Source organism: Gallaecimonas sp. GXIMD4217 (assembly GCF_038087665.1).
GTDB lineage: Bacteria > Pseudomonadota > Gammaproteobacteria > Enterobacterales > Gallaecimonadaceae > Gallaecimonas.
This window is the reverse complement of record NZ_CP149925.1, coordinates 2,664,962-2,686,881: the sequence shown is the minus strand read 5'-3', so window position 1 is coordinate 2,686,881 and position 21,920 is coordinate 2,664,962. Positions and strand designations below refer to the sequence as shown.

The following is a 21,920-nucleotide window of genomic DNA, read 5'->3' as shown; positions in this document are numbered from 1 at the left end:
ATGCATGACTTTCCGCTGTTCCTGAACCTCAAGGACAAGGCCGTGCTGCTGGTGGGCGGCGGCGCCGTCGCCCACCGCAAGGCCCAGGCCCTGCTCAAGGCCGGCGCCCGGGTGCGGGTGGTGGCCAGGGAGCTGAGCGATGAGCTCCGGCGGTTGCCGGTCGAAGCCATCGCCAGCGCCTTCGAGCCGGCCCAACTGGACGACGTCTGGCTGGCGGTGGCCGCCACCGACGATGCCGAGCTCAATGCCGCCGTGGCCCGCGAAGCCCGGGCCAGGCGGGTGTGGGTGAACGTGGTGGACCAGCGCCAGCTGTGCGAGGCCATAGTGCCGGCGGTGGTGGACCGCAGCCCCGTCACCATTGCCATCTCCTCCAACGGCACCGCCCCTGTGCTGGCCAGGCGCCTGCGCGAGAAGCTGGAGGCCGAGCTGCCCCAGTGGCTGGGGAGCCTGGCGGCGCTGATGGGGCGCTTTCGCGACCGGGTGGCCGAGCGCTTCGCCACTTTCAGCGACCGCCGCCGCTTCTGGGAGGCGCTGCTGGATTCCGACATCGGTACCTTCCTGGCCCGGGGCGACCAACAGGGCGCCGAGCGCCTGCTTGACGAACGGCTGGAAAAAGGCCGGAGCGAGTCCGGCTGGCTGCGCCTGGTGGGCGCCGGCCCGGGCGATCCTTCCTTGCTCACCCTGCGCGCCCTGCAGAGCCTGCAGGAGGCGGATGTCATCGTCCATGACCGCCTGGTCACCGATGCCGTGCTGGCCCTGGCCCGCAAGGATGCCGAGCTGATCCCGGTGGGCAAGGAGAAGGGCTTCCATTCGGTGCCCCAGGCCGAGATCGAGGCCATCCTGGTCCGCGAAACGGGCCAGGGCCGCAAGGTGGTGCGCCTCAAGGGCGGCGATCCCTTCGTGTTCGGCCGCGGCGGCGAGGAAGTGCTGGCGGCCCGCGCCGCCGGTATCCCCGTGGAGGTGGTGCCCGGCATCACCGCGGCGGCGGCCTGCTCGGCCCGGGCCCAGGTGCCCCTGACCCACCGTGGCCTGTCCAACCAGATGACGTTGGTCACCGGCCACTGCCAGCCGGGTGGCCAGGAGCCCGACTGGCGCCAGCTGGCCCGGGACCAGGGCACCCTGGCCGTGTACATGGGCCTGACCCAGAGCAGCCATATCGCCGCCGAGCTGATGGCCGGCGGCCTGGCCCCGGCCACCCCTGTGCTGATCGTCGAGAACGGCACCCGCCCCGAGGAGCGGCGCCTGAAGACCTGCTTGGGCGAGCTGGCCGACACCCTGGCCCGGCACCAGGTGCAGTCCCCGGCGCTGCTGATCATTGGCGAAACCGTGACCCTTTACCAGGAGGCATCATGACCCTGAGCCCCCATCTCCAGGCCCTGGAAGCCCAGGCCATCCACATCATCCGCGAGACTGCCGCCGAGTTCGAGCGGCCGGTGATGCTCTATTCCATCGGCAAGGATTCCAGCGTGCTGCTGCATCTGGTGCGCAAGGCCTTCCTGCCGGGCCCCGTGCCCTTCCCGGTGCTGCACATCGACACCGGCTGGAAGTTCCAGGCCATGTACGCCTTTCGCGACGCCCAGGCCAGGAAGTTCGGCCTGGAGCTGAAGGTGGTCCAGCACCCGGACCGGCTCAGTCCCTTCGAGCACGGCAGCCGCTATACGGACGTGATGAAGACCGAGGCCCTCAAGGGCGAGCTGGCCAGGGGCCGGTACGACGCCGCCTTCGGTGGCGCCCGCCGCGACGAGGAGGCCTCCCGGGCCAAGGAGCGGGTGTTCTCCCACCGTGACGCCCACCAGCGCTGGGAGCCCAGGCGCCAGCGCCCGGAGCTGTGGTCCCACGTCAACAGCGCCCTGGCCGCCGACGAGAGCATGCGGGTGTTCCCGCTCTCCAACTTCACCGAGCAGGACATCTGGGCCTACATCCAGGCCGAGAACATCGAGCTGGTGCCGCTCTATTTCGCCGCCGAGCGGCCCGTGGTGCGCCGCGACGGCCAGCTGTTTATGGTCGACGACGAGCGCTTTGAGCTGAGGCCCGGCGAGGTCATAGAACGGCGCAAGGTGCGTTTTCGCACCCTGGGCTGCTACCCCCTCACCGCCGCCATCGAGTCCGAGGCCGACAGCCTGGAGGCGGTGCTGGAGGAGCTGGGCCACCTGGGCGCCAGTGAACGATCCGGCCGGCTGATCGACAAGGATCAGGCCGCCGCCATGGAACGCAAGAAACGCCAGGGGTACTTCTGATGCAAGCCTTGAAACTGCTGACCTGCGGCTCCGTCGACGACGGCAAGTCCACCCTCATCGGCCGCTTCCTGTACGAGACCGGCCAGCTCTACGCCGATCAGCTGGCGGCCCTGGGCGAGCCGGATGAGAACGGCGAGCTGCCCTTTGCCAACCTGCTCGACGGCCTGGAGGCCGAGCGCAGCCAGGGCATCACCATAGACGTGGCCTGGCGCTACGCCCGGGCCGGCGGCCGCAACCTCATCATCGCCGACACCCCGGGCCACGAGCAGTACACCCGCAACATGGTCACCGGTGCCTCCCACTGCTCCCTGGCCATCATCCTGGTGGACGCCCGCAAGGGCATCACCCGCCAGACCCGCCGGCACAGCTTCCTCTGCCACCTGCTGGGGGTGCGCCAGCTGGTGGTGGCGGTGAACAAGATGGACGCCCTGGACTACGACCGGGCCGCCTTCGAGGCCACACGCGAACAATACCTGGCCCTGGCCGAGGCCATGCCAGGCGCCCAGATCCAGGTGCTGCCGGTGTCCGCCCTCAAGGGCGACAACCTGGCCGAGCCGTCCGCCAACACCCCCTGGTACCAGGGCCCGACCCTGCTGCAGGTGTTGCAGCAGGCCCAGGTCGACCAGCCCCAGGAACTGCCCGCCCGCCTGCCGGTGCAGATGGTGATCCGCCCCCACCAGGACCTGCGGGCCCTGGCCGGCACATTGTTCGCCGGCGAGCTGAAGCTGGGCGACAGCCTCCATCACTGGCCCAGCGGCCAGCAGGCCCTGGTCAAGGGACTGTGGAAGAGCGGCACCGAAGCCGACCGGATCCAGGCCGGTGACGCCGTCTCGGTGCAGCTGGACCGGGAGCTGGACATCAGCCGCGGCGACTGGCTTAGCGTCGATAAGCCCCGGGTCGGCAACAGCTGGCAGGGCTGGCTGGTGTGGCTGGACGATCAGCCCCACAGCCCCGGCAAGCGCTATCGGGTCAAGGCGCCCAGCCGCTGGAACTGGGGCCGGATCGCCGGCCTGGACGGCCAGCTGGACGTGGAGGACCTCAGCGTCAGCGACCAGGTGGAGCTGACCACCAACGCCATCGCCAGGGTGACCCTGCAGCTGGAGGAGGCCCAGGCCCTGGACGCTTACGAGCAGAGCCGCCACACCGGCAGCCTGGTGCTGGTGGACCCCGACAGCCAGCAGACGGTGGCCGCCTTCCTGGCCGAGGCGCCGGTCGAAGCCGGCCAGGCTCGCCCCCAGGTCAGCGACGCGGAGAAGGAGCTCAACGCCTACATCCGCCGCCACTATCCCCACTGGCAGGCCCTGGACGTCAGCCGGTGGTGATAGTGGCCGGGATCCTGGTGCTGCTGGTGGCGGGCCTGCTCTGGGGGCGCCTGCCCGCCGAGCAGCTGTTCGCCGCCGCCCTGGCCGGGGTTTACCTGGGTACGGGCCTGCCCCTGGATACCTTGCTGGGCGGCTTCATCAACCCGGCGCTGGTGTCCCTGGCGCTGCTGCTGATGGCCACCAAGGTGCTGGAACGAACCCCCTGGCTGCGGCAGCTGGCCGAAAGCCTGGGCAAGGGCGCCGGCCGCCTGGGGCTGGTGACGGCGCTGCTGTCCTCGGTGATGAACAACACCGCCGTGGTGGCGGCGCTGCTGCCCATGCTGGAGCGCCATCCCCAGGCCAGGCGCCTGCTGCTGCCGCTGTCCTACGCGGCCCTGCTGGGTGGCACCCTGACCCTGGTGGGCACCTCCACCAACCTGGTGGTGAATTCCTTCCTGGTGGCGGCGGGCCTGCCGCCCCTGGGCCTGTTCGACTTCTTCTTCCTGGCCCTGCCGGTGGTGGCCCTGTGCCTGCTGTACCTGTCGGTGGCCAGCCGCTGGCTGCCCCACCAGGGCCTGCCGGCGGGCAGTCCCCGCCTGGAGCTGAACAGCCCCTTGAGCGGCTACAAGGCCTGGTTGCCGCTGCCGCTCTTTGCCCTGGCGCTGGGGCTGGTGGCCCTTGGCGTGCTGGATCTGATCCAGGCCATGCTGATCTTTCTGATCCTGGCCATGGTGCTGAACCTGACCAGCCCGGCCCAGTTCCTGGCCCGCTTCCCCTGGCGGCTGGTGGTGGTGATCGGCTCGGCCCTGGGCCTGGCCGGGGCCATGGAGGCCAGCGGCCTGGCCGCCTGGCTGGCTGAGTCCCTGCTGGCGCCCTTGGGCGAGCAGGGGGTCTGGGTGAGCTTCCTGGGCCTCTACGCCACCACCTGGCTGCTCACCGAGCTGGTCACCAACAACGCCGCCGCCGCCCTGATGCTGCCGTTGGCCCTGACCCTGGCCAGAGCCCTGGGGGTGGAGCCGGTCAGCTTCGCCATGGTGGTGCTGTTCGGGGCCTCGGCGGCCTTCCTGAACCCCTATGGCTACCAGACCCACATGCTGGTGCAGTCGGTGCTGCCCCAGGGCCGTCGCCCCTTCCTGATGCTGGGGCTGCCCCTGGGCCTGATCTACGGCGCCGGGGTGCTGCTGTCCATTCCCCTCTATTTCCCGTTGAGATGACCATGACCAACAACCTGACCTGGCACGACCACAGCGTCGGCCACGACCAGCGCGCCGCCAGCCTGGGCCAGCGGCCTGTGGTGATCTGGTTCACCGGCCTTTCCGGCGCCGGCAAGTCTACCCTGGCCAACGCCCTGGATCAGGCCCTGCACCGGCTCGGCCGGCACAGTTACCTGCTGGACGGCGACAATGTCCGCCACGGCCTCTGCGCCGATCTGGGCTTCAGTGATGCCGACCGCCAGGAGAACATCCGCCGGGTCGGCGAGCTGGCCAGGCTGATGCTGGACGCCGGCCTCTTTGTGCTGACCGCCTTCGTCTCCCCCTTCCAGGCCGACCGGGACAGGGTGCGGGCCCTGCTGCCGCCGGGGCGCTTCATCGAGGTCCATGTCAAGGCGGACATCCAGACCTGCATCCGGCGCGACCCCAAGGGCCTCTACGCCCGGGCCCAGGCCGGCCAGGTACAGAAGATGACCGGCCTGGACTCCGGCTACGAGCCGCCGCAAAACCCGGAGCTGGTGCTGGACACCGAGCTTGCCGGTGTCCATGAGCTGGTGGACACTGTGCTGAGTTACCTGATTGAAAAAGGATTCCTGGATGCGGCCTGAACTGGAGGCCCTGGTCATCGAGGCCGGCAAGGCGACCCTGGCCCATTACCGACAGCAGCTCGAGGTGGCGCACAAGGCCGACGGCTCGCCGCTGTCCGCCGCCGACAGGGCCAGCCACGATGTGCTGGTGGCCGGGCTCAGCGCCCTGAGCCCGGCGCTACCGATCCTCTCCGAAGAAGGCAGACACCATGGCTGGCAGGAGCGGCGGCGTTGGCGGCGTTTCTGGCTGCTCGATCCCCTGGACGGCACCAAGGAATTCCTTGCAGGAAGGGACGACTTCACCGTCAACCTGGCGCTGATCGAGGACGGCGTCCCGGTGCTGGGCCTGGTCTATGCGCCTGTGCACGACCGCCTCTATGTGGGGGAGCAAGGGCAGGGCGCTTGGCGGGTGGACAAGGGTGTTCGCCGGGCCATCCATTGCCGCAAGGTCGAGCCGCCCGTGGTGGTGGGCAGCCGCTCCCACCCGGCCCCGGAGCTGGCCGACTGGCTGGCAGAGCTGGGTGAGCACGAAATGGTGTCGGTGGGCAGCTCGCTGAAGTTTTGCCTGGTGGCCGAGGGCAAGGCCCAGTACTACCCCAGGTTCAACCCCACCATGATGTGGGACACCGCCGCCGGCCAGGCGGTGGCCGAGGCCGCCGGCGCCCGGGTGAGCTGCCTGGACGGCAGCCCCCTCCGCTACCACAGGGAGGCCCTGCGCAACCCGGGCTTCATGGTCAGCTGCAGCTGACCTCGCTGCCGAGCAGCTTGAACAGCTCCAGCTCGTAGCCCTGGTGGTGGCTGCTGTACATCAGCCTGGCCAGCTCGTCGCCTATGGGGGTGAAGCGGTAGTAGTTGAGGTGCACGCCCTTGCGCCTGGCCTGGAGCTGGCCCTCGTGGTCACCGAAGCGAAACGGCATGGGCGCCAGCTTGAGATCCGAGGACACCAGCTCGCTGGCATGGAGCAGCCCGGCCTCCATCAGGGTGGCCAGGGCCGAGTAGGGCAGGCCGAACATCCCCAAGCTCAGTACCCTGGTCTGGTTGCCGATGGTCCAGCTGTGGCGGCGGTGCAGGCCGAAGAGGATACGCCTTTCGCCCTTGACCTCGGCGGCCACCGACACCGCCTTGGCGAAGATCTGGGTCTCCTTGAGGCTGAGCCGCTCCAGGGTTTCCAGGCTGCGCCTTGAGAAGCTGCCTGGGTACTGCATTTCACGCACCAGGATATGGGCCCACAGCTCCTGCAGCTTGGGGTTGGCGGTGTTCTCGGCCTGGCGGGAAAAATGGTGGAACCAGTCGCTGTCGGGTACCTCGCACAGGGTCTGGTCGTCGCTGTTGATCAGGGCCCGGCGCAGTATGGCTTCCAGGTTCTCCTGCCGGCGCTGGATCTGCAGCACGGCGCGGCGCCTGGCCCTGGCCAGGATGTCGTTGTCTTCCTTGCTGCTGAGGGCCCCGTCCAGGCCCTGGCTGTTGCACAGATGGCGCAGCCTGTCCCTCAGGGTGCAGCCCATGCGCTCTACCGGGTTTTCTTTCTTCTCTGGCGGCGCCATGGCCTGTCCCTCTCCTTGTTGTGCCCCAAGGCTATAGCAAATCGATCTAACTGTCCCTAGGCCCCTGCCCATAATTGAAAGGACGAATGCCCAATCCGGGTCCGAACTGAGAGTCTTGGCGACAAGGGACGGGGCACCATGAAGTGGTTTTGCGTGTTTCTGGCTTTGCTGAGCGGCGCCGTGGCTGCCGACTGGCTGGAGCTGCGCCAAACCGAGCTGGCCCTGGCCAGGGAGAAGCTGGCGCTGCTGGCCGAGGACGGCCCCTGGCCGGTGCTGCCGGAGCGGACCCTCAAGGCCGGGGTAAGGGGTGACGAGGTGGCCCTGCTCGGGCGGATGCTGCTCAAGACCGGCGACCTGGAAAGCATCGGTCCGGAGCCCGGTCAATTCGACCTGCCGCTGGAAGAGGCGGTGCGCGCCTTCCAACGCCGCCACGGCCTGGACGACGATGGCGTGGTCGGCCCCAGGACCCGCCGCGCCCTCAACACCCCGCCCTGGGTCAGGCTCAGGCAGGTGGATGCCAGCCTGGCGCGCATGGCCGCCTTCCGGCCCCAAGCCGAGCAGCTGGTGGTCAATGTGCCGGCCTTCGAGCTCGAGTGGTGGCAAGAGGACAAGCTCAGGCTCAGCTCCCGCATCATAGTGGGGCGGCCATCCCGGCCCAGCCCGCTGCTGAGCACCGCCATCACCGGCATCGAACTCAACCCGCCCTGGAACGTGCCCTACAGCATCTTCCGCAAGGATTACCTCTGGAAGCTGCGCCAGGATCCGGGCATCCTCAAGCGCCAGTACATCGACATCGTCACCGGCTATGGCCGCCAGACCCAGGTGCTGCCCATGCCCGACGAGCTGCCCTCGCCCTGGCCCCCCCACTGGCGGCTCAGGCAGCGGCCGGGCCGCCATAATGCCCTGGGCCTGCTCAAGTTCGTGATGCCCAACGATCAGGCCATCTACCTGCACCACACCAATCAGGCCGGGCTCTTCAAGAAGGACAGGCGCGCCTTCAGCTCCGGCTGCATCCGGGTCGAGGCCGCCTTCACCCTGGCCGAGCAGCTGCTGGCGGACCGGCCCCAGTGGCGGGAGCTGCTCAGCACCGGCGAGCACCTGACCCTGGCGCTGGCCCGGCCGCTGCCGGTGGCCCTGGTGTACTGGACCGCCTGGGTCGACCAGGCCGGCCGGCTGCAACTCAGGGACGATCTCTACGGCTGGGACGGTTCACACTTTGCCCAGGCCGGTGATTGATCTTGCGAGCCAGCTTAGGTAAGGTGCTGGACTTCTGGTTAAATATTGATCGATTCACCCAGCTGTTGGAGGTGATATGCAGTCCATTCAACTCACCCGCCGCCGTTTCCTGGCCGGCCTTGGCACCCTGGCCGTGGCCGGCGCCCTGCCCGGCAAGGCCCTGGCCAGCACCGGCCACCAGCGCGCCCTGAGCTTCCTTAACCTGCACACCGGCGAGCGTGCCAGCGGCACCTATTGGCAGGCCGGCGCCTACCAGCAGGAGGTGCTGGACGGCTTCAACCAGGTGCTCAAGTGCCATCGCAGCGGCGAGGTGACCAACATGGACAAGGGCCTGTTCGATCAGCTCAGCCAGCTGACCCAGACCCTGGGCTACCAGGGCGAGATCCAGATCATTTCAGGTTACCGCTCGCCGGCCGCCAACGCCGCCATGAAAAAAGCGGGCCGCAACGTGGCGACCCGCTCCTTCCATACCCTGGGCCGGGCCATCGACGTCCGCCTGCCGGGCATGAACCTGGCCAAGGTGCACAAGGCGGCCCTGGCCATGAAGGCCGGCGGCGTCGGCTACTATCCCGGCGACAACTTCATCCACCTGGATACCGGCCGGGTGCGCCGCTGGTAACCCGACGTCACGACAGCAAACGCCAGGCTCAGCCCTGGCGTTTTTCGTTGATGAGCTGGCCGAGCAGCGCCAGCACCTGGGTCACTTCCTGGTCGCTGAGCTGGCCGTCCTTGACGAAGCGAACCTTGCCGGCGGCGTCCAGCACCAGTATGGCGGAGCTCTTGGGCGCCAGCGCCCAGCCGGCCTTCACCACCCCTTCCTCGTCCAGCACGATCTCGCTGTGGGGGAATTCCTGCTTGGAATCCTCGGCCTTGCCGCGGACCATGCCACTGGTGCCCCAGAGGGCGTCGTCGACGTTGATCACCGTCACCGTCTGGTAATGCTCGGCGGGCAGGGCGGCGGCCTTGATGGCGTCGATCATCGGCTCGTTGATGGCCTTGGCGCTGGCGCGGCCGGCGAAGTGCTGCAGCAGCCGCACCTTGCCGGTGAGCTCGCTGCTCTGGAAGGGGCGGGTGCTGAGCTTGTCGCCCTCCAGCACCAGGGCGCCGCCGTCGGTGACGGTGACGGCGGGCAGGGGCTGGCCAAGCTCGATGTCATGGGCCAAGAGGGGGGCGCTGACCAGCGCCAGCAGCAAGGCGTACTTCATCAGGTTGCTTCCTTTTCTTTCAACAGGGGCAGGGCCACCTCCTGGCCCGGCGCCGGCGCGGCCGGCACCAGCCGGGCCAGCAGCAGCGAACAGCAGGCGAAGCCGCAGCCGACGTAGAACACCAGGGACGGATCGCTGAGCCAGACCAGGCCCAGCAGGGCCGGGATCACCACGGCGGCGATGTGGTTGATGGTGAAGCTGACCCCGGCGGTGCCGGCCATGTCGGCCTGGTCGCCTATTTTCTGGAAATAGGTCTTGATGGCGATGGCCATGGCGAAGAACAGGTGGTCTACCACATAGAGGCCGGCGGCCAGGCGGCCGTCCTCCACCAGGGCGTAGCCGGCGAAGACCCCGATCAGCCCGATGTACTCTATGGTCAGGGCCCGGCGTTCGCCGATGCGGCCGATCAGCTTGCCGATGCGGGCCGCAAGCAGCAGGTTGAAGACGTGGTTGACCAAGTACAGCAGGCTGATGTCGGCCACCGAGTAGCCGAATTTCTCCACCATCATGAAGCCGGCGAAGACCATGAAGATCTGCCGCCTGGCCCCGGACAGGAAGGTCAGGGCGTAATAGAGCCAGTAGCGCTTCCTGAGCACCATGCCCTTGTTCTGCGCCACCGGCTGGGGAAAGAGGGGAAAGCGCAGGCTCATGTACAGCACCATCCCCAGGCCGATGGCCGCCGCCAGCCAGTACAGCTGCCGGTAATTGAGGCCCAGCTGGCCCATCAGCAGCCAGATGCCGCCGTAGGCCAGCAGCGCTGCCGCCGCCTTCACCGCCAGGGCCTTGCCCATGAAGTGGGCGCTTTCTTCCTTGGGCAGCCACTGCAGGGTCAGTGACTGGTTGACGGTCTCGAAGTAGTGGAAGCCTACCGACATCAGCACTGTGGTGAGGTAGAGGCCAAGCACGGTGGGGAACTCGCCGGTCAGGCCCACGCCCAGGGCCAGCAGCGCCAGGGAAAAGAGCGCGAAGCGCTGTTCGCGTACAAAGCCCAGCAGGAACACGGCGGTGAAGGCCAGGAAGCCGGGCACCTCCCGCAGGCTCTGCAGCATGCCGATCTCCTTGCCGGTGAAGTCCGCCGCCTCTATGGCGAAGTTGTTGAGCAGCGCCTGCCAGACCGAGAAGGTCAGCGGCATCATGAAGGCCATCAGCAGCAGCATCCGTTGCGGGGCTTTGTTGTCCATGGGCATACTCCTTTGAATGTGCCGGCATTGTGCCAGTGTTCGGCCGCAGATGGCAGGCCATTCACCATGTCGCTGTTGCAGTCGTTCACGCCCGGGCGTAGAACCGGAATACTGTATACAAAACAAGGAGGGGCCATGAGAGGCTTCTGGTTTTGGCTCGCCCTCTGCCTGGCTACCACGGCCCAGGCGGTAAGCCAGGCGGACATCCGCCAACTCCCCCACAGGGACGGTTTCTTCGACCTCTACTTGGACGAGCAGCAGGGCAGGATCTGGCTGGACATCGACCGTTTCGACCAGCCCTTCCTGCTCCATGTCAGCCTGCCCTGGGGCCTGGGTGCCAACGAGGTGGGCCTGGACAGGGGCCAGGTTTCCGAGGCGCGGCAGGTGCGCTTCGTGCGCCAGGGCGGCAAGGCCCTGCTGCTGCAGGACAACCTGGCCTTTCGGGCCGAGGGCGGCAGCAGTGCCGAGCGCCGGGCCGTGGAGCAGGCCTTTGCCCGCTCGGTGCTGTTCGGCGGCGAGCTGGTGGACGGCCGCTACCTGGACGTGTCGCAGCTGGTACTGAGCGATCGCCACGGCATCGCCGCACGCCTGGCCGCCACCGGCCAGGGCAGCTACCAGCTCAGCCAGGCCCTCAGCGCCCCGGACTGGGCCAGCCTGAAGAGCTTTCCCCGCAACACCGAGCTGCAGGCCCTGCTCACCTTCACCGGTGAGGCCAAGGGCCAGCCCCTGCGCTGGGTGGCGCCTGATGACGGCCATGTGACCCTGGTGCAGCGGCTGTCCCTTATCGCCCTGCCCGAACCGGGCTATGAGCCCATGGCCTATCACCCCAGGAGCGGGGCCTTCGCCGTGGCATACCAGGACTATGCCGCCAGCCTGGATGAGCCCATCAACAAGGCGCTGCAGGTTCGCCACCGCCTGGGCAAGGACAGGCCCATCACCTATTACCTGGATCCCGGCACCCCAGAGCCGGTGCGCTCGGCGCTGCTGGACGGCGCCCGCTGGTGGTCCAAGGCCTTCGAGGCCGCCGGTTACCCGGGCGGCTTCCAGGTCGAGCTGCTGCCCGAGGACGCCGACCCCATGGACGTGCGCTACAACGTCATCCAGTGGGTGCACAGGGCCACCCGGGGCTGGTCCTACGGCGCCTTCATCCCGGATCCGCGTACCGGCGAGATCATCAAGGGCCACGTGACCCTGGGCTCGCTCAGGGTACGCCAGGACATGCGCATCGCCGAGGCCCTGCTGGGCGCCGACCGCCATGAAGAGGCCAAGCAGATGGCCCTGGCCAGGCTGCGCCAGCTGGCCGCCCACGAGGTGGGCCATACCCTGGGCTTCCAGCACAACTTCGCCGCCTCCACCCGGGGCAACGGCTCGGTGATGGATTACCCCCATCCCAAGGTGCGTGTCCAGGAGGGGCGCATCGACCTGGCCAATGCCTACGGCGTCGGCCTGGGGGACTGGGATCTCTATGTGGTCAGGCACGCCTATGGCGCCGAGCCCGGGCAGAACCGCCTCCAGCACCAGGACCTGCCCTATATCTCCGACGAAGGGGCCAGGGGCTTTGCCGCCAGCCATGGCGATGCCCACCTCTGGGACTTCGGCGACGACGTCTTCGCCAGCCTGGACAGCCTGCTCGAGGCCAGGGCCCTGGCGCTGGCGCGCTTCGCCGAGCATGGCGTACCCAGGGGCGCCAGCACCGCCGAATGGCAGCGGCGCCTGGTGCCGCTGTACCTGCTGCACCGCTTCCAGGCCGAGGCCGTGGCCCGTCAGCTCGGCGGCATGGACTATGCTTATGCCCGCCAGGGTGAAGGTGCCACCGGCGCCAGGCCGATACCGGCCCAGCGCCAGCACCAGGCCCTGGCGGTGCTGAGCGGCCTGCTGGAGGACCAGGTGCTGGCCCTGCCGAGCAGCCTGCTAGGGGCGGTGCCGCCCGAGGCCCAGGACGGCTGGCGCAGCGCCGAATGGCTGGACAGCCGCACCGGTGTCGTCTTCGACCCCTACCTGGCCGCCGAGGTGGCGTCCAGGCTGGTGCTGGAGCCGGCCCTGGCCGCGCCCAGGCTGGAGCGCCTCTACCAGCAGGCCATGACCGACGGCGACCAACCCGGGCTTGGCAGGGTGCTGGATACCCTGGTGCTCAGCCGCTGGCGCCGGGACGCCGGCTCCATGGGCCAACAGGCCGCGGCCTGGCAGGGCCTGTGGCTGCTGGCGGAGCGGGTCAAGGACAACAGGCTGTCGGCACCTGTATCGGCCCAGCTGCGCAGCCGCCTGGCCGACCTGGCCGGCTGGCTGCAAAGGCGCAAGGGCGGCGAAGACTGGCCGCGCCAGCAGCGGGAGGCCGCTAAACTCATTAACCTGCTACTTGCCGATCCGGATGCGCTGCAGCTGCCCAAGGCGCCAGCCATACCGCCCGGATCGCCCATATAAGGAAGCCGCATGTCTATCGAATCATTAAGTGCCCTCAGAGCACAGCTAAAGGCCCGTCAGCTCGACGGCTGGCTCCTGCCCCACGAGGATGAATACCTCAACGAGTATCTGCCGGCCGCCAACGAGCGGCTGGCCTTCCTGACCGGCTTCACCGGCAGTGCCGGCAGTGCCCTGATCCTGGCCAACGAGGCCCATATCTGGGTGGACGGCCGCTACCAGGTACAGGTGCGCAGCCAGGTGGATCTGGCCCAGTTCGATCTGCACCACAGCCATGAGGATCCGCTCACCGACTTTATCGCCACCCTCAGGGCCGGCACCAAGCTGGGCCTGAACGGCTACTGCTTCAGTGCCGACCAGTTCGAGGCCATCAAGTCCGCCGCCGACAACGCCGGCGTGGAGCTGGAGGACTGCCGGGACGATCTGGTGGATCTGATCTGGTTGCAAAGGCCCGCCGGCCCCGACCAGGCCGGTTTCGTCCTGGCCGAGCAGTTCACCGGCGCCAGTTGCGAGGCCAAGCGCCAGCGCCTGTCCAGGGAATTGCCCGCCGGCATCGAGGTGGCGCTGATCGCCCAGCCGGACTCTGTGAACTGGCTTTGCAACCTGCGTGGCCGGGACGTGCCCAGGCTGCCGGTGATGCTGAGCCGGGCCCTGCTGTACAAGGACGGCAGCCTGGAGCTGTTCGTCGACCGGGCGCGGCTGCCCTCCGACCTAGCCCTCGGCACAGGCGTCAACGTCCGTACCCTGGAGGAGCTGGAGGCGGCCCTGGCCGACCTCAAGGGCCGCAAGGTGCTGGTGGACATGGCCCTGACCCCGGCCCGGCTGGTCAACACCCTGGCCTACAGCGGCGCCAGGGTGGTCAAGGGCCAGGATCCCTGCCTGATGGCCAAGGCCTGCAAGAACGAGGTGGAGCTGGCCGGCATGCGCGAGGCGCACCTGCGCGACGGCGTGGCGGTGTGCCAGTTCCTGTGCTGGCTGGACGACGAAATGGCCGAAGGCCGGCTCCACAACGAGGCGGTGCTGGCCGAACAGCTGGAATGCTACCGGCTGCAGCAGGACGCCTACCTGGAGCCCAGCTTCGACACCATTTCCGCCGCCGGCGCCAACGCGGCCCTGCCTCACTACAACCACCGCAACGGCGAGCCGGCCCTGCTGGAGCCCGATTCCGTCTACCTGGTGGACTCCGGTGGCCAGTACCTGATGGGCACCACGGACGTGACCCGCACCGTCGCCATCGGCAATCCCGGCGAGGAGGTGAAGGGCTTCTTCACCTTGGTGCTCAAGGGCCATATCGCCCTGGATCGGGCCCGCTTCGTCAAGGGCACCTGTGGCCATCAGCTGGACATCCTGGCCCGGGCGCCGCTCTGGGCCCAGGGCCATGACTACGACCACGGCACCGGCCACGGTGTCGGCCAGTGCCTGTCGGTCCACGAAGGGCCCCAGCGCATCGGCAAGAGCGCCAACAACTTCCCGCTGCTGCCCGGCATGGTGCTCTCCAACGAGCCGGGCTACTACCGGGCCGGCGCCTTCGGCATGCGCCAGGAGAACCTGGTGGAAGTGGTGGAGCTTGAGGCCCGTGGCGACAGGCCCGTGTACGGCTTCAAGGCCCTGACCTGGGTGCCCATAGACCGCCGCCTGATCGACGCAGATAAGCTCACTGCGGACGAGAAGGCCTGGCTGAACCACTACCACCAGGGGGTCTGGGAGCGGATAGCCCCGCACCTGGATGGCCACGGCCGGGACTGGCTGAAGGCGGCCTGCGCGCCGCTGTAGGGGCAGGATTGCCATGCCCTGGAACAAAGCCGGGCCCGGGCCCGGCTTTGCTTTTGCCGCCCCAAGGAGGCTGCTATAGTCTGGGGCCGGTTTGGATTCAGAGCCCGAGATGTCAGAGCAAAAGCGCGCCCTGGTGGTGGGCGACCACATCATTCCCGCCGCCCCCGATACCCCCATACTGGACCAGCTGCTGCTGCACGGCCTGAACGTGGAATACCAGTGCCGGGCTGGGTTCTGCGGTGCCTGCCGCATGAAGCTGGTCAGCGGCGAGGTGCGCTACCTGGAAAGCCCCATCGCCTACGTGGCCGAGGGCGATTGCCTGACCTGCTGCACCGTGGCCAATAGCGCCATCGTCGAGCTGGAAGCCGATTACCTGAAGAGATAATGCCGACCACGGCAATAAGGAGGCGACCCCAAGGTCGCCTTTTTGCCGTCTGAGCCCTTAATCCCCCGAGCGGATCAGCCGGTCGAAGGCACCCAGGGCGGCGGTGGCGCCACTGCCCATGGCGATGATGATCTGCTTGTAGGGCGTGGTGGTGGCGTCGCCGGCGGCGAAGACCCCCGCCATGCTGGTGGCGCCCCTGGCGTCGACAAGGATCTCGCCGCGGGGGCTCAGCTCCACCTGGCTCTCCCTGAGCCAGTTGGTGTTGGGCACCAGGCCTATCTGCACGAAGATGCCGGCAAGGGCCAGGGCCTTTTCCTCGCCGCTTTGGCGGTCCAGGTAGCGAAGGCCGGTGACCTTGGCGCCGTCGCCAACCACCTCGGTGGTCTGGGCGTTGGTGATGAGGGTGACGTTGGCCAGGGATTGGGCCTTTTGCACCAGCACCTGGTCGGCGCGTAGCTCGTCGGCGAACTCCAGCACCGTCACATGCTCGACGATACCGGCCAGGTCGATGGCCGCCTCTATGCCGGAGTTGCCGCCGCCGATCACCGCCACCTGCTTGCCCTTGAAGAAGGGCCCGTCGCAGTGGGGGCAGTAGGCCACGCCCCTGGTGCGGTACTCGGCCTCGCCGGGTACGCCCAGCTCCCGCCAGCGGGCGCCGGTGGCCAGGATCACCGACTTGGCCGACAGGGTGGCGCCGCTTGCCAGCTCCACCTCGAGCAGCTCACCACGGCGGAGGGCGGCGGCGCGCTGGCCGCTGTGGATCTCCACCTGGTAGTCCTTCACATGCTGCTCCAGGCTGGCCACCAGCCTGGGGCCTTCGGTGTGGGGCACCGAGATGAAGTTCTCGATACCGACGGTGTCGGCCACCTGGCCGCCGAAGCGCTCGGCCACCACGGCGGTGCGGATCCCCTTGCGGGCGGCGTAGATGGCGGCGGCGGCGCCGGCCGGGCCGCCGCCCACCACCAGCACGTCGTAGGGGGCCTTCTCGGCCAGCTCGGCCGCCTTACGCTCGGCGGCGCCGCTGTCCAGCCTGGCGACGATCTCGGCCAGGCTCATGCGGCCCTGGCCGAAATGCTCGCCGTTCAGGTAGACGGCGGGAACGGCCATGATCTGGCGCTCGGCCACCTCGTCCTGGAACAGGGCGCCGTCGATCATCACGTGGCTGATGTTGGGGTTGAGGGTCGCCATCAGGTTCAGGGCCTGGACCACCTCGGGGCAGTTCTGGCAGGACAGCGACACATAGGTTTCGAATCGGTACTGGCCCTCAAGCTGCTGGATCTGCTCGATAAGCTCCGGCTCGGCCTTGGCCGGGTGGCCGCCGCTTTGCAGCAGCGCCAGCACCAATGAGGTGAATTCGTGGCCCAGGGGAATGCCGGCGAAATGAATGCGCGGCGCCTGGCCCCTGGGGGCGATGCCCAGGCTGGGGCTGCGCCCATCGTTGCCTTCGATGACATCGATATCGCCGGACAGGGCGGCTATTTCCTCGGCCAGGGCGGCCAGCTCCCGGGATTTGGCGCCGTCGTCACCGGACAGGCTGAGGTCGATGGGGGTCTTGATGTGCTGCAGGTAGCCGCTCAGTTGCTGCTTGAGGTTGTTGTCCAGCATAGGTCCGTCCCGTGATTGTGAAAAAAGCAGGCCCGCCACGGCGGGCCAGGGGGTCTTAGATCTTGCCGACCAGATCCAGGGAGGGGGCCAGGGTGGCGTCGCCCTGCTGCCACTTGGCGGGGCAGACCTCGCCCGGGTGGGCGGCCACGTACTGGGCGGCCTTGATCTTGCGCAGCAGCTCCTTGGCGTCGCGGCCGATGCCGCCGGCGTTGATCTCGACGATCTGGATGCGGCCTTCGGGGTCGATGACGAAGGTGCCGCGCTCGGCGATGCCTTCTTCCTCGATCATCACGTCGAAGTTGCGGGTCAGGGTGCCGGTCGGGTCGCCTATCATCGGGTAGCGGATCTTGTTGATGGTGTCTGAGCTGTCGTGCCAGGCCTTGTGGGTGAAGTGGGTGTCGGTGGACACGGCGTAGATCGCCACGCCCAGCTGCTGGAACTCGTCATGGTGGTCGGCCAGATCGCCCAGCTCGGTGGGGCAGACGAAGGTGAAGTCGGCCGGGTAGAAGAACAGCACGGACCACTTGCCCTTGAGATCCGCCTCGGTGACGTCGATAAAGTCGCCCTGGTGAAAGGCCTTGGCCTTGAAGGGTTTAACGCTTTGGTTGATATAGCTGGACATCTGTTGCTCCTTGTTCAATGGGTGTTTGCTTTCGACGGGGAGCATCATAGGCCGGGATGGTTAATCGAATAAAATTGCTATTTCTGATTGTTGCTATCGGAAAATGGGATTGATTAAAACTGCTGCCGGTGGCCTGCTATGATGCGCCCTCCTGCCGAGCCGATGACAAGGAGATGGGAACATGGCAGAGATAACCTTTTCCGCCGAACAGAAGCAGGCCCTGGTCAAGAAGTTGCAACGCTATTTTGAGGACGAGCTGGACCAGGAGATTGGCGACTTCGACGCCGAGTTCCTGCTGGATTTCTTTGCCCGGGAAATGGGCGCCCACTTCTACAACCAGGGCCTGTTCGACGCCCAGGCCGCCCTGGCCCAGCGGCTGGAGTCGGTCACCGAGGTCTTCTACGAGCTGGAGCAGCCCACCGGCTAGCCAGGCCCGCGCAGCGCGGGCCTTGTTATTCCAGTTCGCTGAGAAAGTAGAAATCCTCGCTCAGCCAGCCCTTCTGGCGCAGCTCCTGGCGGAATTCGGCCCTGGTCGCGGCGAAGAAGGCCGGCATGAAGATGCCGTGCAGGGGATACCAGAGGTGGGACTCGATGAACTCGCCGCTGTCGGGATGGGGGATCTCCTCGCCGTACTGCTGATCCCGGTAGACCAGCTCGAAGGTGGCCCAGTAGTCGTAGCCGGCCCGGCAGAAACCCTCGGAAAGGAAATTGATGTAAGCCACCGTATCCTCGCCACCGCCATCGGCTATGGCCTGATGCAGGGGCGAACCGGCCAGCTGCTTCATGCCGGCCTTCAAGGTGTCGACTATCTCGTCCGACGGGTAGGCGGCGGGATAGCCCCGGCCGGCGCAGCTGGGGGTGTGGAGTTCGGCCTGGGCACTGGTGGCAGCCAGCAGCGCGATGAGGGCTCTAAACATGGGCTCGTCCTTGATGGGCCTTTTTGAGAGCCGCCAGCCTACCGGAAATGGCGTGCCCTGGCCAAGGAGCGTTTTTCTGCACCTGTGTTAGCCTTTGCTGTGCAAGGATGGGTTATTTCAGGTAATTTGCAACAACTGCAACCAGAGGGATTTGGCGCCATGGTCGAATCGATATCACCGCCCCAGGCCAATGACCACAGGCGCCAGGTGCTGCGCGCCATGCTGATCTTCGTGACCCTGTCCGGCGCCCTGTTCACCGTCACCAATTTCAGGGCCGGCCATGTGACCTATGCGATGATGGAATTCGTGCTGGTGCTGTTCTCTTCCGGCTTGCTGCTGTCGCTGCGGCGGATCCAGAACCTGGACATGTGGTCCTTCCTGTTCCTGGCCTCCTTTTCGCTGGTGGTCTGTGTCGGCGTGCTCTATGCCCCCTTTCGCTCCGGCCTGTTCATGTGGCTCTACGTGTTCCCGGTGATGTCCTACCTGCTGCTGGGGCGGCGGATGGGGCTGGCCCTGACCGCCCTCTACCTGCTGGCTGGCATGGGCATACTGGTGTACAGGCTCTACCAGCAGGATCCCGCCCTGAAGGCCAGCGCCCTGGCCAACTTCAGCCTCAGCCTGTCGGTGCTCTGGGCCATGGCCCATGTCTATGAGTCGCGGCGAGAGCAGATGGTTCGGGAGCTGGGGCTGCTGGCGGCCCGGGATCCCCTGACCGGGCTCAACAACAGGCTGCACCTGGACGATATTTTTGCCGGCATGGCCGCCCGGGCCAGGCCGGAGCAGCCCCTGAGCCTGCTGCTGGTGGACGTGGATCACTTCAAGGGCATCAACGACCGTCATGGCCATCAGGTGGGCGATCAGCTGCTGGCGGCCCTGGGCGAGGTGATAGGCCGCAGCGTGCGCCAGGGCGACCACGCCTTTCGCCTTGGCGGCGAGGAGTTCTGTATCCTGCTGGCGGACACGGACCGCCACAGGGCCAGTGCCATCGCCGAGCGGCTGCGCAGCCAGGTGGCACAGCAGCAACTGGTGGCGACACAGGAGCAGCTGAGGGTGACCGTCAGCATCGGCGTCGCCGAATACCCGGCCCAGGGCGACAGCTTCCTGGACCTGTATGGCCAGGCCGATGCCAGCCTTTATGCCGCCAAGGATCTGGGCCGAAACCGGGTGTCGGTGGCCGGGGCCATGGCCGGGTTGCCGGCCCGGGAGCTGGGATAAAAGCGGTGCCGATAGGGATAACCATATGACCAGAAGCTTGGCCCTGTTGCTGGTACTGGCGGCCGTGATCGCCGCCGGCCTGTCGCTGATGAAGCCCGGCGAGTCTCCGGCTGGTGAGCCTGCGCCAGCCGTCCCGGCAACGGCTCCCGAATACCGGGAGTCGCCAGCCACGGCGGCACAGGCCAGGACAGGCACAACCGACAAGAAGCCGATCGAGCGGCTGCCCCGCTTCCAGTGGGACATGGCGCTGTTGTGGCAGCTTCAGGCCAGGCCGCGGGGCGCCCTCAGCGCCGGGGAGGCCTACCTGCTGGCGGAGGCGGCCTCGCGCTGCAGCCTGGACTTCATGCAAGGCGGTGACTTCACCGGGGCGGCCGGTTTCGGCTGGGAGCGGCGTCACTTCGACGAGGCCGTGGCCTTCTGCCAGGCCATGGCCGGCCTGGTCTCTGACGCCGAAGCCGTGACGGAGCTGATGGCCTTCGCTGCCGAGCGGGGGGATGCCCGGGCCCAGTGGACCCTGGCCAGCCAATATCTCAACAGGCTGACCGACAGGGCCACCACACCGAGCAACACCGAGGTGGAGGAGCTGGGGGCCAGGTCGCTCTATTACAGCGAGCTGGCCATACGCCAGGGGGCCATAGCCGGCCTCATGGCCCAGTTGATGGTGCGCACGGATCCGGATCTGGGCAACCACTACCAGCCGGAAAAGGCCCTGGCCCTGGCGCTGGTACTTGCCGAGGTGCTGGACAAGGAGCCTGACAACCTGGTCCAGGCCTACAGGCTGGAGGGCCTCGACAGGCAGGGGCCACAGGTGCTGGCCGAGATGGCCCGCCTCAAGGCGGCCATGGCGGATGTGGCTGTCTATAGCCAGTTCTGAGCTCTGGCGCTTTGGGTATCAAGGCCCTTTGACGTTACCCTAACGCCATTGATGTCTCACCGGGAAACCGCCATGTACCTCTGCCGCCAGGCCAGCTTAATCAACGCCGCAGCTCCCCAACAGGTGCAACCATGAGCGCCGCCTTCAAGTTCCGCCTGCTGTTCGGGGTGCTGATGTCCCTGACCCTGTCGTTGCTGATGAGCGGCTGGGTCAGCTGGCTCAACCTGGGCTGGGTGCCGGATTTCCCGGCCCGCTGGGCCCACGCCTTCATCAACGCCTGGCCGGCCGCCTTCGTGATCTCCTTTACCTTGGGGCCGGCCATCCAGCGCCTGAGCCAGTGGCTGCTGTCGGGGGGAAGCGGCGCTCAGCGCTGATTGCTGCTAGTGTCGGCCTCGCCTTGAAGTTGCCACTCAGGCAGGCGCGGCAGCACCTTATCGAAGAAGAACCGCCCCTTGGGGAAGCTGGGGTTCAGCTCGGCGAAGGACTCGGGGCGGATCCACCTGGCTTCGGCCACCTCGTCACCGGCCAGATGCAGGGTGCCGCAAAGGTAATCGGCCAGCCACCAGTGCAATTGGTAGTCCGCACCGTCGGCCATGCATTGCCAGATCCGCCGGAGCGGCCGCACGGTCAGGCCCAGTTCCTCCCACACCTCCCTCACCAGGGCGGCGGCCTGAGCCTCGCCGGGCTCGACCCTGCCGGCCGGTGGCGTCCAATGGCCGCCACCCGGCAGGCCCTTGGCGCGTTTGATCACCAGCACCTTGCCCTGGTGGACGATGACGGCAACGACGGCCTCTCTAGGCATAAATTCGGCCTCCATTGTCAACGGCTGGCGGCCCCCGCCATTACTGCAGCTGGTATTTCTTCAGCAGTTTCTCGAAATACCCTTCCTTCCTGAGTTGCCCTATGGCGTCTTCAAAAGCGGCGATCAGGATGGCGACCCTGTCCGCCTTTTCCGGGGCCGGGCTGAAGGCAAGATAAAGCGCCTGGCGGCTGACACAGCCGGCCGAGCCGATGTGCTCCGACAGGCCCTGCCCGTTAAGGAAATAAACCATCGAGTAGTAGGTCATCAGGGTGGTGTCGATATGGCCGGACTCGAGCATCTTGACGGACTGGCCCAGGTAGTCTTTCCCGTAGGCCTTGCCCTGGAAGCGGGCCTTGTCCCGATGGGGGGCCAGCACCTCGGGCAGGGCGTCCAGTGGATAGAGGATGATCCTGCCGGCCACGGAGTCCGGTTCCCGGTAGCGCCAGGGATCATCGGCCCGGGTGAAGAAGCAGAAGCGCTGGGCGCCTATGGCCGTGTCGGGAAAGATGAAGTCCGGGGTCTCGTTCCTGGCCGGCGCCAGCAGGGCGTCGGCGTCCCCGGTGGCGGTATGACGGATGGCCCTGGACCAGGGGTAGGGGATGAAGGCGACCTCGTAACCGGCCCGTTCGAAGATGGCCCTGGTGTATTCCACCAGCAGCCCGGGGTATGCCGCACTTTCGGGGCAGATATAGGGGCACCAGTCGAAGGTGCTGACGGTGACGGTATCGCTTTGGACAGGGGAAGCGTTGAACAGCAGCAGCCAGGCCAGGAGGTACCGACACTTTGCGAAGGACTTCATGACAGAAC

The 21,920-nt window shown here is 67.2% G+C and carries 23 protein-coding genes; 15 read left to right on the top strand and 8 right to left on the bottom strand.

The genetic code is table 11. The features are described from left to right. From cysG to cysQ, 6 genes are read left to right on the top strand one after another with little or no spacing between them, the layout of a single operon-like run. Positions 1 to 1,353: a siroheme synthase CysG gene (gene cysG / locus WDB71_RS13070; protein ID WP_341502032.1), complete on the top strand. Its 1,353-nt coding sequence runs from the start codon at positions 1 to 3 to the stop codon at positions 1,351 to 1,353. Then, the gene (gene cysD / locus WDB71_RS13065) at positions 1,350 to 2,237 is read left to right on the top strand and encodes a sulfate adenylyltransferase subunit CysD (RefSeq protein WP_341502031.1); all 888 of its coding nucleotides are present in this window, start codon (positions 1,350 to 1,352) and stop codon (positions 2,235 to 2,237) included. The genes cysG and cysD overlap by 4 nt, the downstream gene beginning before the upstream one ends. Continuing rightward, complete coding sequence (locus WDB71_RS13060) at positions 2,237 to 3,559, top strand: GTP-binding protein (protein ID WP_341502030.1); 1,323 nt, start codon at positions 2,237 to 2,239, stop codon at positions 3,557 to 3,559. Before cysD ends, WDB71_RS13060 begins: the two co-directional genes overlap by 1 nt. Next, positions 3,553 to 4,752 carry an SLC13 family permease gene (locus WDB71_RS13055; protein WP_341502029.1) on the top strand — a complete coding sequence of 400 codons (1,200 nt, stop codon included), beginning with the start codon at positions 3,553 to 3,555 and terminating at the stop codon, positions 4,750 to 4,752. Before WDB71_RS13060 ends, WDB71_RS13055 begins: the two co-directional genes overlap by 7 nt. A 2-nt stretch (positions 4,753 to 4,754) precedes the next feature. Beyond that, complete coding sequence (cysC, locus tag WDB71_RS13050) at positions 4,755 to 5,357, top strand: adenylyl-sulfate kinase (protein ID WP_341502028.1); 603 nt, start codon at positions 4,755 to 4,757, stop codon at positions 5,355 to 5,357. Beyond that, positions 5,347 to 6,084 carry a 3'(2'),5'-bisphosphate nucleotidase CysQ gene (gene cysQ, locus WDB71_RS13045; RefSeq protein ID WP_341502027.1) on the top strand — a complete coding sequence of 246 codons (738 nt, stop codon included), beginning with the start codon at positions 5,347 to 5,349 and terminating at the stop codon, positions 6,082 to 6,084. Before cysC ends, cysQ begins: the two co-directional genes overlap by 11 nt. Here cysQ and WDB71_RS13040 read toward each other — a convergent pair. Further along, positions 6,071 to 6,880 carry a TIGR03899 family protein gene (locus WDB71_RS13040; RefSeq protein WP_341502026.1) on the bottom strand — a complete coding sequence of 270 codons (810 nt, stop codon included), beginning with the start codon at positions 6,878 to 6,880 and terminating at the stop codon, positions 6,071 to 6,073. The two genes, cysQ and WDB71_RS13040, sit on opposite strands and share 14 nt — an antisense overlap. Before the next feature lie 138 nt (positions 6,881 to 7,018). On the opposite strand from WDB71_RS13040, the gene WDB71_RS13035 reads away from it, so the two are divergent. Further along, positions 7,019 to 8,116, top strand: coding sequence for a L,D-transpeptidase family protein (locus WDB71_RS13035; RefSeq protein ID WP_341502025.1), 1,098 nt, complete (start codon positions 7,019 to 7,021; stop codon positions 8,114 to 8,116). 76 nt (positions 8,117 to 8,192) lie between these two features. Continuing rightward, positions 8,193 to 8,735, top strand: a complete 543-nt coding sequence (locus tag WDB71_RS13030) for a DUF882 domain-containing protein (protein WP_341502024.1) — start codon at positions 8,193 to 8,195, stop codon at positions 8,733 to 8,735. A 28-nt stretch (positions 8,736 to 8,763) separates the two neighbouring features. Here the strand turns inward: WDB71_RS13030 and WDB71_RS13025 are convergent, their stop codons facing one another. Then, positions 8,764 to 9,321 (bottom strand): YtfJ family protein, encoded by a 558-nt coding sequence (locus tag WDB71_RS13025; protein WP_341502023.1) that lies wholly within the window; start codon positions 9,319 to 9,321, stop codon positions 8,764 to 8,766. Then, a complete protein-coding gene (locus tag WDB71_RS13020) occupies positions 9,321 to 10,502 on the bottom strand; it encodes an MFS transporter (RefSeq protein ID WP_341502022.1) in 1,182 nt (393 codons plus the stop codon). The genes WDB71_RS13025 and WDB71_RS13020 overlap by 1 nt, the downstream gene beginning before the upstream one ends. A 135-nt stretch (positions 10,503 to 10,637) precedes the next feature. Here WDB71_RS13020 and WDB71_RS13015 point away from each other — a divergent pair, with 135 nt between their 5' ends. The 3 genes from WDB71_RS13015 (at position 10,638) to yfaE (ending at position 15,078) form a co-directional block, all read left to right on the top strand. After that, positions 10,638 to 12,923 carry a zinc-dependent metalloprotease gene (locus WDB71_RS13015; RefSeq protein WP_341502021.1) on the top strand — a complete coding sequence of 762 codons (2,286 nt, stop codon included), beginning with the start codon at positions 10,638 to 10,640 and terminating at the stop codon, positions 12,921 to 12,923. A gap of 9 nt (positions 12,924 to 12,932) precedes the next feature. After that, positions 12,933 to 14,693, top strand: a complete 1,761-nt coding sequence (locus WDB71_RS13010; RefSeq protein WP_341502020.1) for an aminopeptidase P family protein — start codon at positions 12,933 to 12,935, stop codon at positions 14,691 to 14,693. A 109-nt stretch (positions 14,694 to 14,802) separates the two neighbouring features. Then, entirely contained in the window at positions 14,803 to 15,078 is a 276-nt protein-coding gene (yfaE, locus tag WDB71_RS13005; RefSeq protein ID WP_341502019.1) for a class I ribonucleotide reductase maintenance protein YfaE, read from the top strand. Between the two features lie 57 nt (positions 15,079 to 15,135). On the opposite strand, the gene ahpF is transcribed toward yfaE, so the two are convergent. Both ahpF and ahpC read right to left on the bottom strand, forming a co-directional pair. Continuing rightward, a complete protein-coding gene (gene ahpF / locus WDB71_RS13000; protein WP_341502018.1) occupies positions 15,136 to 16,683 on the bottom strand; it encodes an alkyl hydroperoxide reductase subunit F in 1,548 nt (515 codons plus the stop codon). 55 nt (positions 16,684 to 16,738) lie between these two features. Next, positions 16,739 to 17,305: an alkyl hydroperoxide reductase subunit C gene (gene ahpC / locus WDB71_RS12995; RefSeq protein ID WP_341502017.1), complete on the bottom strand. Its 567-nt coding sequence runs from the start codon at positions 17,303 to 17,305 to the stop codon at positions 16,739 to 16,741. A gap of 181 nt (positions 17,306 to 17,486) precedes the next feature. Between ahpC and WDB71_RS12990 the strand changes: the two genes are divergently transcribed. After that, complete coding sequence (locus WDB71_RS12990) at positions 17,487 to 17,732, top strand: DUF2164 domain-containing protein (RefSeq protein ID WP_341502016.1); 246 nt, start codon at positions 17,487 to 17,489, stop codon at positions 17,730 to 17,732. A 25-nt stretch (positions 17,733 to 17,757) separates the two neighbouring features. Here WDB71_RS12990 and WDB71_RS12985 read toward each other — a convergent pair whose 3' ends face one another. Next, complete coding sequence (locus WDB71_RS12985; protein ID WP_341502015.1) at positions 17,758 to 18,222, bottom strand: hypothetical protein; 465 nt, start codon at positions 18,220 to 18,222, stop codon at positions 17,758 to 17,760. Between the two features lie 159 nt (positions 18,223 to 18,381). Here WDB71_RS12985 and WDB71_RS12980 point away from each other — a divergent pair, with 159 nt between their 5' ends. The 3 genes from WDB71_RS12980 to WDB71_RS12970 all read left to right on the top strand — a co-directional run bounded on the left by WDB71_RS12980 (position 18,382) and on the right by WDB71_RS12970 (position 20,685). Further along, on the top strand, positions 18,382 to 19,437 hold the full coding sequence (locus WDB71_RS12980) for a GGDEF domain-containing protein (protein WP_341502014.1): 1,056 nt from the start codon (positions 18,382 to 18,384) through the stop codon (positions 19,435 to 19,437). Positions 19,438 to 19,462: 25 nt separating this feature from the next. Continuing rightward, entirely contained in the window at positions 19,463 to 20,311 is an 849-nt protein-coding gene (locus tag WDB71_RS12975; protein WP_341502013.1) for a hypothetical protein, read from the top strand. 131 nt (positions 20,312 to 20,442) lie between these two features. Beyond that, positions 20,443 to 20,685, top strand: coding sequence for a DUF2798 domain-containing protein (locus tag WDB71_RS12970; RefSeq protein ID WP_341502012.1), 243 nt, complete (start codon positions 20,443 to 20,445; stop codon positions 20,683 to 20,685). Here WDB71_RS12970 and WDB71_RS12965 read toward each other — a convergent pair. Then, positions 20,676 to 21,113 (bottom strand): NUDIX domain-containing protein, encoded by a 438-nt coding sequence (locus WDB71_RS12965; RefSeq protein ID WP_341502011.1) that lies wholly within the window; start codon positions 21,111 to 21,113, stop codon positions 20,676 to 20,678. The genes WDB71_RS12970 and WDB71_RS12965 overlap by 10 nt on opposite strands. Before the next feature lie 40 nt (positions 21,114 to 21,153). After that, positions 21,154 to 21,912 (bottom strand): transporter substrate-binding domain-containing protein, encoded by a 759-nt coding sequence (locus tag WDB71_RS12960; protein ID WP_341502010.1) that lies wholly within the window; start codon positions 21,910 to 21,912, stop codon positions 21,154 to 21,156. Between the last annotated feature and the right edge of the window lie 8 nt (positions 21,913 to 21,920).

Coding starts and splice junctions, on each gene's coding strand:
- cysG (WP_341502032.1), top strand. CDS start 1: ATGCATGACTTTCCGCTGTTCCTGAACCTCAAGGACAAGGCCGTGCTG.
- cysD (WP_341502031.1), top strand. CDS start 1,350: ATGACCCTGAGCCCCCATCTCCAGGCCCTGGAAGCCCAGGCCATCCAC.
- WDB71_RS13060 (WP_341502030.1), top strand. CDS start 2,237: ATGCAAGCCTTGAAACTGCTGACCTGCGGCTCCGTCGACGACGGCAAG.
- cysC (WP_341502028.1), top strand. CDS start 4,755: ATGACCAACAACCTGACCTGGCACGACCACAGCGTCGGCCACGACCAG.
- cysQ (WP_341502027.1), top strand. CDS start 5,347: ATGCGGCCTGAACTGGAGGCCCTGGTCATCGAGGCCGGCAAGGCGACC.
- WDB71_RS13040 (WP_341502026.1), bottom strand. CDS start 6,880: ATGGCGCCGCCAGAGAAGAAAGAAAACCCGGTAGAGCGCATGGGCTGC.
- WDB71_RS13035 (WP_341502025.1), top strand. CDS start 7,019: ATGAAGTGGTTTTGCGTGTTTCTGGCTTTGCTGAGCGGCGCCGTGGCT.
- WDB71_RS13030 (WP_341502024.1), top strand. CDS start 8,193: ATGCAGTCCATTCAACTCACCCGCCGCCGTTTCCTGGCCGGCCTTGGC.
- WDB71_RS13025 (WP_341502023.1), bottom strand. CDS start 9,321: ATGAAGTACGCCTTGCTGCTGGCGCTGGTCAGCGCCCCCCTCTTGGCC.
- WDB71_RS13020 (WP_341502022.1), bottom strand. CDS start 10,502: ATGGACAACAAAGCCCCGCAACGGATGCTGCTGCTGATGGCCTTCATG.
- WDB71_RS13015 (WP_341502021.1), top strand. CDS start 10,638: ATGAGAGGCTTCTGGTTTTGGCTCGCCCTCTGCCTGGCTACCACGGCC.
- WDB71_RS13010 (WP_341502020.1), top strand. CDS start 12,933: ATGTCTATCGAATCATTAAGTGCCCTCAGAGCACAGCTAAAGGCCCGT.
- yfaE (WP_341502019.1), top strand. CDS start 14,803: ATGTCAGAGCAAAAGCGCGCCCTGGTGGTGGGCGACCACATCATTCCC.
- ahpF (WP_341502018.1), bottom strand. CDS start 16,683: ATGCTGGACAACAACCTCAAGCAGCAACTGAGCGGCTACCTGCAGCAC.
- ahpC (WP_341502017.1), bottom strand. CDS start 17,305: ATGTCCAGCTATATCAACCAAAGCGTTAAACCCTTCAAGGCCAAGGCC.
- WDB71_RS12990 (WP_341502016.1), top strand. CDS start 17,487: ATGGCAGAGATAACCTTTTCCGCCGAACAGAAGCAGGCCCTGGTCAAG.
- WDB71_RS12985 (WP_341502015.1), bottom strand. CDS start 18,222: ATGTTTAGAGCCCTCATCGCGCTGCTGGCTGCCACCAGTGCCCAGGCC.
- WDB71_RS12980 (WP_341502014.1), top strand. CDS start 18,382: ATGGTCGAATCGATATCACCGCCCCAGGCCAATGACCACAGGCGCCAG.
- WDB71_RS12975 (WP_341502013.1), top strand. CDS start 19,463: ATGACCAGAAGCTTGGCCCTGTTGCTGGTACTGGCGGCCGTGATCGCC.
- WDB71_RS12970 (WP_341502012.1), top strand. CDS start 20,443: ATGAGCGCCGCCTTCAAGTTCCGCCTGCTGTTCGGGGTGCTGATGTCC.
- WDB71_RS12965 (WP_341502011.1), bottom strand. CDS start 21,113: ATGCCTAGAGAGGCCGTCGTTGCCGTCATCGTCCACCAGGGCAAGGTG.
- WDB71_RS12960 (WP_341502010.1), bottom strand. CDS start 21,912: ATGAAGTCCTTCGCAAAGTGTCGGTACCTCCTGGCCTGGCTGCTGCTG.